Source organism: Bradyrhizobium sp. WSM471 (assembly GCF_000244915.1).
Taxonomy (GTDB): Bacteria; Pseudomonadota; Alphaproteobacteria; order Rhizobiales; family Xanthobacteraceae; genus Bradyrhizobium.
The window spans coordinates 5,361,541-5,371,538 of the sequence record NZ_CM001442.1 but is presented as its reverse complement, the minus strand read 5'-3'; the positions used below and the strand labels follow the sequence as shown (position 1 = coordinate 5,371,538).

At 63.9% G+C, this 9,998-nt stretch carries 9 protein-coding genes; 2 read left to right on the top strand and 7 right to left on the bottom strand.

Annotated features, from left to right (window positions below; genetic code table 11):
• Window positions 1-52 precede the first annotated feature (52 nt).
• A complete protein-coding gene (locus BRA471DRAFT_RS24365; RefSeq protein ID WP_007612038.1) occupies window positions 53-2,863 on the bottom strand; it encodes a PAS domain S-box protein in 2,811 nt (936 codons plus the stop codon).
• A 240-nt stretch (window positions 2,864-3,103) separates the two neighbouring features.
• Here BRA471DRAFT_RS24365 and BRA471DRAFT_RS24360 point away from each other — a divergent pair, with 240 nt between their 5' ends.
• Entirely contained in the window at window positions 3,104-3,490 is a 387-nt protein-coding gene (locus BRA471DRAFT_RS24360; RefSeq protein ID WP_007612037.1) for a response regulator, read from the top strand.
• Window positions 3,491-3,571: 81 nt separating this feature from the next.
• Here BRA471DRAFT_RS24360 and BRA471DRAFT_RS24355 read toward each other — a convergent pair whose 3' ends face one another.
• From BRA471DRAFT_RS24355 to BRA471DRAFT_RS24335, 5 genes are all read right to left on the bottom strand, one after another.
• The gene (locus BRA471DRAFT_RS24355; RefSeq protein WP_007612036.1) at window positions 3,572-4,690 is read right to left on the bottom strand and encodes a branched-chain amino acid ABC transporter substrate-binding protein; all 1,119 of its coding nucleotides are present in this window, start codon (window positions 4,688-4,690) and stop codon (window positions 3,572-3,574) included.
• A gap of 157 nt (window positions 4,691-4,847) precedes the next feature.
• Entirely contained in the window at window positions 4,848-5,588 is a 741-nt protein-coding gene (locus BRA471DRAFT_RS24350) for an ABC transporter ATP-binding protein (RefSeq protein WP_007612035.1), read from the bottom strand.
• A complete protein-coding gene (locus BRA471DRAFT_RS24345; protein ID WP_007612034.1) occupies window positions 5,585-6,418 on the bottom strand; it encodes an ABC transporter ATP-binding protein in 834 nt (277 codons plus the stop codon). Before BRA471DRAFT_RS24345 ends, BRA471DRAFT_RS24350 begins: the two co-directional genes overlap by 4 nt.
• The gene (livM, locus tag BRA471DRAFT_RS24340; RefSeq protein ID WP_007612033.1) at window positions 6,415-7,734 is read right to left on the bottom strand and encodes a high-affinity branched-chain amino acid ABC transporter permease LivM; all 1,320 of its coding nucleotides are present in this window, start codon (window positions 7,732-7,734) and stop codon (window positions 6,415-6,417) included. The genes BRA471DRAFT_RS24345 and livM overlap by 4 nt, the downstream gene beginning before the upstream one ends.
• Before the next feature lie 11 nt (window positions 7,735-7,745).
• A complete protein-coding gene (locus tag BRA471DRAFT_RS24335; protein ID WP_018455577.1) occupies window positions 7,746-8,663 on the bottom strand; it encodes a branched-chain amino acid ABC transporter permease in 918 nt (305 codons plus the stop codon).
• Between the two features lie 341 nt (window positions 8,664-9,004).
• Between BRA471DRAFT_RS24335 and BRA471DRAFT_RS24330 the strand changes: the two genes are divergently transcribed.
• Window positions 9,005-9,541: a hypothetical protein gene (locus BRA471DRAFT_RS24330; protein ID WP_007612026.1), complete on the top strand. Its 537-nt coding sequence runs from the start codon at window positions 9,005-9,007 to the stop codon at window positions 9,539-9,541.
• Here the strand turns inward: BRA471DRAFT_RS24330 and BRA471DRAFT_RS24325 are convergent.
• Window positions 9,503-9,895 (bottom strand): carboxymuconolactone decarboxylase family protein, encoded by a 393-nt coding sequence (locus BRA471DRAFT_RS24325; RefSeq protein WP_027567707.1) that lies wholly within the window; start codon window positions 9,893-9,895, stop codon window positions 9,503-9,505. The two genes, BRA471DRAFT_RS24330 and BRA471DRAFT_RS24325, sit on opposite strands and share 39 nt — an antisense overlap.
• Window positions 9,896-9,998: the final 103 nt, after the last annotated feature.

The window sequence follows — 9,998 nt, the reverse complement described above, 5'->3', positions numbered from 1 at the left end:
TCCGCAGGCTGAAAGGCGTCCGCTTCAGCGATATCGCAGGGATGCCGCAGGCTCAACCCGCGAGCGCGGTCCTCAGCATCTTGGCGAGCTCGGACTTGCGGTAGGGCTTTGCTAACAGCAGCACGCCGGAATCGAGCCGCCCGTGATGGACGATGGCGTTCTCGGTGTAGCCCGAGGTGAACAGCGTCTTCAGGTCGGGGCGGCGGCGAGCCGCCTCATCGGCGAGCTGGCGGCCGTTCATGTTGCCGGGCATGATGACGTCCGTGAACAGCAGGTCGATGTCCTTGTCGGCGTCGATGATGACGAGGGCCTCGGCCGCGTTGGCGGCTTCGAGGGCGGTATAGCCGAGGCTCTTGATCTGGGTCACGACATATTGGCGCACCAGCGCGTCGTCCTCGACGATCAGGATTTTTTCGTGACCGCCGGTGACGGGCGCGTTCTGGAGCGCCTCGAATTCGGTCTCCTGCACGCCGCTCGAGCGCGGCAGGTAGATCTTCACGCTCGTGCCGTGGCCTTCCTCGCTGTAGATCTTGATGTGTCCGCCGGACTGCTTGACGAAGCCGAACACCATGCTGAGCCCGAGGCCGGTGCCCTTGCCGACCTCCTTGGTGGTGAAGAAGGGATCGAACACCCGGTCGATCAACTCCGGCGGGATTCCGGAGCCGGTGTCGCTGACGGCGATCATGACGTAATTGCCAGCCACCACGTCGAGATTCATGCTGGCATAACCGTCGTCGAGGAAGATGTTGCGCGTCTCCAGCACCAGCGTGCCGCCGTCGGGCATCGCATCGCGCGCATTCAGCGCGAGATTGAGGATCGCGGTGGAAAGCTGACCCGGGTCGATCAGTGCCGGCCACGCATCCTCGGTGAGTTGCGGCATGATGGTGATCTGCTCGCCGAGCGTGGGATGCAGGAGCTTTGCGGCCTCGAGCGTCAATGCGTTGACGTCGATTTCGCGCGGCTGGAGCGGCTGCTTGCGGGCGAAGGCGAGCAGATGCTTGGTCAGCTGCGCGCCGCGCTCGGCGGCGTCGTCGATCAGCTTGGTGATGGCGGCGAGCTCGGGACGGTCAGCGACCGCGTCCGCCAGAATACCGATCGTGCCGGTGATGACGGTCAGCACATTGTTGAAGTCGTGCGCGACACCGCCGGTCAATTGACCGATGGAATCCATCTTCTGGACGTGCCTGAACTGCGCCTCGGCGGCCTGCTTCTCGGTGAGATCGCGGCCGATGAAGAAATGGCGCTTGACCGGCTCGGACCATGTGCCCATCCAGTTCAGGGTGACCTCGTGACCGTCGTAGTGGTAGTAGCGCGCCTCGAAGCTGCGCTTGACCGCGCCACGCCGCGCCGCGCGCATCTCGTCGCGCGTCTTCTGGAGGTCATCGGGATGAATGAACTCGGTGGCGCTGTGCCCGATCATGTCCTCCGGACTCAGGCCGAGAATGGTCTTCACGCTCGGGCTGACCTGGATGAAATTGCCAAAACCGTCGGTGACCAGGATCAGGTCCTGTGAGGTCTCGAATATCCGCTGCCGCTCCTCGACCTCACGGCGCAGTTTTTCTCGTGCCTGCTTCTCTTCCGTGATGTCGTGGGCGATCTTGGAGGCGCCGATGATCTCTCCGCTAGCTGATTTGAGCGGAGAAACATTGAGGACAACGTCGACGCGCCGGCCGTCCTTGCGGATGCGGACCGTCTCGTGCTGGGCGATCGTTTCGTTGCCGCCGACCCGGTTCAGGATACCCCTGACCTCAGCCTTGCGGTCCTCCGGCACGATGATGTCGATCGGCTGGCCGACGGCCTCCGCGGCGGCATAGCCGAACAGATGTTCGGCGGCCTTGTTCCAGCCCGTGATGACACCGTCGAGCGTCTTCGTGATGATGGCATCATTGGCGGATTCGACGACGGCGCCGTACAGGGCAAGGCGCTTGCCGTAGTAGTCGCGATCCAACGCCGACTGCTGGCGCAGCCTGCCGACGAGACCCAGCGTATGCGCCTGGAGGCGGACATTTTCGATCAGGAGCACCGCAAGCACGAAGGTCGCCGCGCAGAGGCCGTAGACACGACCGCCGTAGAAGCCGAGATCGAAACGCGCGACGTTGACGATCGCCGACAGCGCGATGTCGAACAGCCACGCGCACATCACAACCATGAGCCAGACGTCGATGACCGAATGCGGACGGCGGAACCACAGCGAGACCAGCGCGGCGAAGCTCAAGGACCAGACAAAGGACACCACGCCGATCATGATCTGCGTGTAACGGCCATCGCGCAGCAGGACCGGAAGCAGGTCGTGCTGGGCAGTGACGATCGAGGTCAAAACGATCATGATCGCGACGACGCCGACCACGCTGGCGTAGATCGCCTTGCTTGCCGAGCCCGCGATCTGGGCGCCGCCGTCGGCCTCCTTCAGCCAGGCGTAGGCCAGCACACAGAGTGGGAAGCCGCCGTGCCAGATCATGTAGAGCCAGACCGTGGTCTGCTGGTTGGCCCCCAGCAACCCGGCCGGCGAAAAGAGTCCGGGGAAGGTGAGGGCATGGACCACGGCCGCGGCGGCGGTGAACAGATAGCCGGTCGCGAGCACGAGCAGCGCGCGGGTCCTGAGCACCGCAAACTGCGACAACAGCAGGACCGCGGTGACGATGTCCGCGACCACGAGGGCGGATTGATAGCTCGCGACAAAGGCTGGCACAGGCAGCAGCGGGATACCTGCGAAGGGTACGGCCATTGCGAACAGGATCGAGGAGACGCCCACGATCGCCAATGCTGCGGTGCGGTCTTTCGGGGTAGCCGGCAGCGTCGAAAGGAATGTGTTCCGATCGGTCGGCGCGGACACGTGCAGCTCTCGCAGATCCGTCTTGAGCATTTTTGCCAATCTCATTTGGCCCAACGAATTTCCGTCCATGGTAGCGGGTTCTGGGCACGCATCATGACAAAACCGGTCGCGACTCAACCGAAGGTTACAGCTTACTTAATTTAATAGGGAGCGCGCACGGGGGATCGGGTAAGATGCGCTTTACTGGACGGTGCCATAATGCTCTCCCGCCGCTACGGGTTCCAGGTTTGAATCAAGCATTTTGAATTCAGGATCCGGGAGTTGTTCCCTATGTCCCGCGTTCTCATCATCGACGACCAGAAGGACGTCCGGGCGATGGTCGCGATCGTGCTGCGCGTCAACCGTTACGACGTCGTCGAGGCCGATAGCGGCGCAGCCGGGGTGAAAGCCTTCACCGAAGCCTGCTTCGACGCGGCAATCGTGGACATTTTCCTCGGCGACACCAGCGGCGTCGAGGTCATCTCGACCCTGCGCGAGCTTGCACCCGGCCTGCCGGTCGTTGCCGTATCGGGAATGACAGCGCTGGACTTCATGGAACAATCGCCCCACCTCGCCAACGTGGTCTGCCTGCAAAAGCCGTTTCGGCCGAACGATCTCCTTCAGGCGCTGCGGAAGGCCAAAGCCGCGGTGGACGGCGCGCTCCCCGCAGCCGTCTGACCCTGACGCAGGAAGAAACGCCCCGGGCAAGCCGGGGCGCGATGATGATTGGAGGAGGCCTTCAGGCCTCGGCAAGCGTGCTTAGGTGCCGTTGCCGCTGATCGCGGCGTAGCCGCCCTTGGCGTCCCATTTGTAGACGACGTAGTCGAGCTGCTTGATATCGCCCTTGGAGTCATACTCGATCGGGCCGATCACGGTATCCCACTTGCCGGCCTTGATGGCCGCCATGACCTTCTTGGCATCGGTGGTGCCGGCCTTCTTGGCCGCCTGCGACCAGACCTGCATCGCCGCGTAGGTGTAGAGCGTGTAGCCCTCGGGGTCGATGTTCTTGGCCTTGAAGGCCTCGACGATCTTCTTCGCGGTCGGCTTGTTGCGCGGATCGGGGCCGAAGGTGAACAGCGTGCCTTCGCCGGCGGGGCCGGTGATGGAGGCGTATTCCTTGTCGGCGAGCGCGTCGCCGGCCATCAGCACGGTCTTGAGGCCCTGGTCGCGCATCTGGCGCAGGATCAGGCCGCTCTCCTGATGGTAGCCCCCGACATAGACGAGATCGATGTTGTCGCGCTTCAGCCGCGAGACGATCGCGTTGAAGTCCTTGTCGCCCTTGTTGTAGGACTCGTACATCTTCTCGGTGACGCCGGCCTTGTTGAGCGCCTTCTTGGTCTCGTCCGCAAGACCCTTGCCGTAGGTGGTCTTGTCGTTGAGGATGGCGATATTCTTGCCCTTGTAGTTCTTGGCGATGTACTGGGCGGCGACCAGGCCCTGCTGATCGTCGCGGCCGCAGACGCGCGCCACGTTCCACAGCCCGCTATCGGTGAACTTCGGATTGGTGGAGGCGGGAGTAATCTGGAGCACGTTGCCGTCGGCATAGGCTTCCGACGCGGGGATCGACGACGACGAGCAATAATGCCCGGCCACGAACGGGATTTTCGCGCCGGCGATCTTCTCGGCGACCGAGCGTGCCTGCTTCGGATCGCAGGCGTCGTCCTCGATGGACAGCGCGAGCTTCTTGCCGTTGACGCCGCCGGCGGCGTTGATGTCGGTTACGGCCATCTCGGCGCCGTTCTTCATCTGGCGGCCAAAGGCGGACTCGCCGCCGGTCATCGGACCTGCGACTGCGACGGTGAGATCCTGCGCGAATGCCGCGCTCGACAGCGCGATCGATGCGCCGAATGCCAGACCGATGAGCTTCAGTGATTTCATGAGATACCTCGAGGGTGGTCGCCTGTGGAAGTTACCGGGCATGCCCGGTTCAAACCGGCGCCATTCTTGAATGAATTCGAGGAGAAGTCACCGGCAAAATACGGGCATTGGCAGAGATATCGCCAAATTCGGCCGCACGGGCTCGTCTTGGGCCGCCTCAGCCGTGCCGGCCGCCTTCCAGGTAGGCGGCGCGAATCTCGGGGCGCTGCAACAACTCGGCACCGGTCCCGGCCAGCGTGATCAGGCCATTGACCATGACATAGCCGCGATGGGCGAGCTTGAGCGCGTGGTTGGCGTTCTGCTCGACGATCAGCACGGTCAGGCCGTCCTGCCGGTTCAGAGTGCGGATCGCATCGAAAATCTGGCGCGCGATCAGCGGCGCCAGACCGAGCGAGGGCTCGTCGAGCAGGAGCAGGCGAGGACGGCTCATCAAGGCGCGACCGATGGCCAGCATCTGCTGCTCGCCGCCGGACAGGGTTCCGCCACGCTGGGCGTAGCGTTCCTTCAGCCGCGGAAACAGCGTGAACACGCGTTGTAGCGTCGCCTCGCGTTCGGCGTCAGTGCATTCCGTGGCGTCCGCCCCCATCTGGAGATTTTCCGCCACGCTCATGCGCGGGAAGATGCGGCGGCCTTCCGGCGATTGCGCGATGCGCAAATGCGCGATCTCGTGGGTGGGCACTTCGGTGATGTCGCGGCCTTCGTACAGGATCTGGCCGGCGCGAGCGCGGGGCTTGCCGAAGATCGTCATCATCAGCGTCGACTTGCCGGCACCGTTGGCGCCGATCAGCGCCACGATCTCGCCGGCATTGATCTCGAGGTCGACGCCCTTCAGCGCCTCGATCTTGCCGTAGGCGGCGCGAAGGCTGCGGATCGCGAGCAGGGCAGTGGGCGCCGTCACGACCCGCTCTCCATCACGGCCGCCGCCTCTTCCTCATCGGTGCCGAGATAAGCGGCGATCACCTTCGGATCGTCGCGAACCTCGCGCGGGGAGCCTTCAGAGATCTTCACACCGTGGTCCATCACCACGATGTGGTCGGAGATCTCCATCACCACAGACATGTCGTGCTCGATCAGCAGGATCGAGGTGCCGAGTTCGTTGCGGATCGACAGCAGCAGCTCGCTCAGGGCGGCACTCTCGCGCGCATTGAGGCCGGCGGCGGGTTCGTCCAGGCACAAGAGCGCGGGCTCGGTGCACATCGCGCGTGCGATCTCGAGTCGTCGCTGGTCGCCATAGGCAAAGTTACCGGCGGCATCGTCGGCGCGATCGAGCAAATTGACCCGCTTGAGCCAGTCTGTGGCGAGATCGATCGCGCGCTTCTCGGCGTCGCGATAGACGGGCGCGCCAATGAGCCCGAGCAAGGTGAAGCCGGAGGCGCGCATCAGCGTGTTGTGCTGCGCCACCATCAGGTTTTCCAGTGCGGTCATGCCGGGAAACAGGCGGATGTTCTGGAAGGTGCGGGCGACCTTGGCCTGCTTGGCGATGCGGAAATCGTTCAGCCGCTCCAGCGCGATCACCTTGCCGTCGTCATGGCTGAGGCGGATGACACCGCCGCTCGGCTTGTAGAACCCGGTGATGCAGTTGAAGACCGTCGTCTTACCGGCACCGTTGGGTCCGATCAGCGCGGTGATCTTCTTCCGCTCGGCAGCAAACGACAGGTCCTGCACCGCGACGATGCCGCCGAAGCGCATGGTGAGCCGGTCAACCTCGAGAATCTGGTCGCGGCTCATCCGTGCCCCTCCTTGACGAGGTCGGATGAGATCGCGTTGGCCTTGGTCAGATACACGGTCGGCGCGCGATGGCCGATCAGGCCGCGCGGCCGCCAGATCATGATCAGCACCATGGCCATGCCGAACACCAGCATGCGATAGCTCTCGAGGCTCCGGAACAGCTCGAAACCACCGATCATGGCGAGCGCTGCGAGCGCGACGCCAAGCTGCGAGCCCATGCCGCCAAGCACGACGATGGCGAGCACCAGCGCCGATTCCTGGAAGGTGAAGGATTCCGGGCTGATGAAGCCTTGGCGGGTCGCGAAGAACGCGCCGGCAAAGCCGCCGAACATCGCGCCGGTCGCGAATGCCGTGAGCTTGGTGGTCGTGGTGTTGATGCCGAGCGCGCGGCAGGCGACCTCGTCCTCGCGCAGGGCTTCCCAGGCGCGGCCGATCGGCAGGCGGCGCAGCCGGATCGTCACCCAGTTGGTGAGCAGCGCGAGCGCCAGGATCAGGTAGAACAGGAAGACGATGCGGTGGGTCGGCGAATATTCGATGCCGAGCCTGGCGGCGAGCCCGTTGTCGCTATTGTCGAGCGGGATGCCGAAGAAGGAGGGGCGGGGAATGCTGGAGACGCCGTTGGGCCCGCCGGTCAGATCCTGCCAATTGATGATGACGAGGCGGATGATCTCGCCGAAGGCGAGCGTCACGATCGCGAGGTAGTCGCCGCGCAGGCGCAGCACGGGGAAGCCGAGCAGCACGCCCCAGAATGCGGCGAGGACGCCCGCTAGCGGCAGGCAGATCCAGAATGACCAGCCGAAATTGGTCGCAAGCAACGCGTAGGAATAGGCGCCGACCGCATAGAAGGCGACGTAGCCGAGATCGAGCAGGCCGGCGAGGCCGACCACGACGTTCAACCCCCACCCAAGCATCACATAGGTGAGCACGAGAATAGCGAGATCGAGGATGTAGCGCTGGTCATGGAAGATCACGGGCACCAGCAGCGTGAAGATCAGGAGCGCCGGTGCGAGATAGCGGCCGAGGAACGACATTCCGCTCCGCACCGCCGGCGGCACCAGCTTCTCGGCGCCGGTCGGACCGATCCATTGCTTGAGCAGCTCGAGCACGATCGAGCCGCCGAATACCGCGGCGACGAGGGAGGCGACCTCGCCGAAGCGCGTCCAATAGGTGAGCTGGCCGTCGGAGCCGGCTTCGGTGCGGACGCCGACCATCAGCGAGAACAGCACCAGCGCGATCAGAGCGTTGAAGCAGGCGGTCTTCAGGAGAGCGGGGATGCCCGATGCAGTCTTGGCCGTATTGATCGAGGGAGTTTTCACGCGCGCGACCGTCAGACTTTTTCGACTTCGGGGCGGCCGAGCAGGCCGGTCGGCATGAAGATCAGCACGACGATCAGGATCGAGAACGCGGCGACGTCCTTGTACTCGACCGAGAAATAGGCCGACCAGAACGTCTCGATCAGCCCGATCGCGAGCCCCCCGAGCATGGCGCCGGGCAGCGAGCCGATGCCGCCGAGTACGGCCGCGGTGAACGCCTTGATGCCGGCGACGAAGCCCATGAAGAAATCGACCAGCCCGTAATAGAGCAGGTACATCAGGCCGGCCACCGCGGCGAGCGCAGCGCCGATCACGAAGGTCATGGAGATGGTGCGGTCGACGTTGACGCCGAGCAGCGCCGCCATGGTCTGGTCCTGCTCGCAAGCGCGCATATCGCGCCCGAGCCGGGTGCGCGACACCAGCCAGGTGAAGATCGCCAGCAGCACGATGGTGGTGATGACCACCACGATCTGGATGTTGGAGAGCTGGATGACGAAGCCATCGGCGCTCTCGTGCAGCGTGTAGCCGCCGGTGATCACTGGCGGCACTGGCTTCACCCGCGCGCCTTGCGCCACCTGCGAATAGTTGGTCAGCACGAACGACATGCCGATCGCCGACAGCATCGGCGCGAGGCGGAACGAGTGGCGCAGCGGACGGTAGGCAATGCGCTCGATGGTCCAGCCATACAGGGCGGTGATCGCCATCGAGACCAGGATTACGATCAAAAGGATCACCGGGACCGCAGTCAGGCCGGTCGAGACCAGGAGAAGGAAGGTGATCAGGGCGATGAAGCCGCCGATCATGAAGACATCGCCATGGGCGAAGTTGATCATCCCGACGATGCCGTAGACCATCGTGTAGCCGATCGCGATCAGCCCGTAGATCGAGCCGAGCACGAGGCCGTTGATGAGCTGCTGGGCGAAATAATCCATAGGCTGCCGTACCCAAATCTGACGCGGCTCAAAGGGAGCTCTTCGAGAGAGTGTGCTGGTTTCTTCGGGGCCCCGGCAGCCCTTAAGCATTCTCGTTTTGTAACAGGAGGGAACTGGCGGCTGCAACCGGCCCCGCCTCCGCATCAAGGCTTTTACAGAGATCATTTGGGGCTCCGGTTCCCCCACAAGGGGCGGAACCGGTTCCGCTGGCGCCCGATTGGATGCCTGTCGGGAGCAGGTAAGGTAAACGAAGGGTTTAAATTGCCGCCACAGTCTGATGCGAGTTAGCTCCCGGCAAGGCCTTCCATCGAAGGCGCGGGCTAAGCGAAGCGGGAAGCGGCATGTTCGGAAACTGGCGGATCGGTTCGGTCAACGGCGCACTTCTGGCGACCTATTTCATCCCGGCCTGGACCCTCGTTGCCTTCAACATTATGGTGGCGCCGGTTCACGGCCTTTATGAGCGGCCGAGCGTCGCGGTGGCTCTTTTCCTCAGCGACCATCTCCACATGGCGGGGATGGACACCGTGCGCGCCGCCTGGCTGCTGGCACTGGGGCGACTGACGGTGGTGGCGTTCTTTGCGATCTACCTTGCGCTGCTCTGCATCCCCCGCGTCCGCAACAACGGCGGCAGCGACGAAGCGCTCGGCATCGCGCTCGCGATCGGCAGCCTGATCTCGTTTGCGAGCATGATCATGGCTTCGAAGGTCGGCGAGATGGCCGCGCTGCGGCTGCACGCCACCGAGCTCCTGCTCCTGCTCGGTGCCGCGATCGTGGTGGTGATCGAAGGGCCCGCGGCGGCGCCCAAGATCGTTCAGAAGCCCGTCGAGGCCACCCCGCCGCTAGGTCTTGAGCAGGCCGAGCTCCTGCACAATCGCTGAGGCTTCCTTGACGGCGTGGTTCGCCGCCGGCACGCCGCAATAGATCGCCTGCTGCAGCAGGATTTCCTTGATGTCGTCGGGCGTGAAGCCGCCCTCGGCGAGGGCCGCACGCACATGCAGGCGGAATTCGTCCCATTGGCCAAGCGCAACCATGGTGCCGATCACCAGCACCCGCCGCGTGCGCTCGTCGAAATGCGGCCGCGTCCAGATCTCGCCCCAGGCGTAGCGCGTGATCATGTCCTGGAAATCGGTGTTGAATGCATTGCGACCCGCGATCGACTTGTCGACCCAGGCATTACCCAGCACTTTTCGGCGCACGTTCATGCCGGCATCGCGGCGTTTCTGGTCGTCCATGCTGTTCTCCTCCGGATCAGTCATTCCGGGGCGCCTCGGAGAGGCGAACCCGGAATCTCGAAGTGGGTGAATGCGGATCGAGATTCCCGGTGCGATGCTTCGC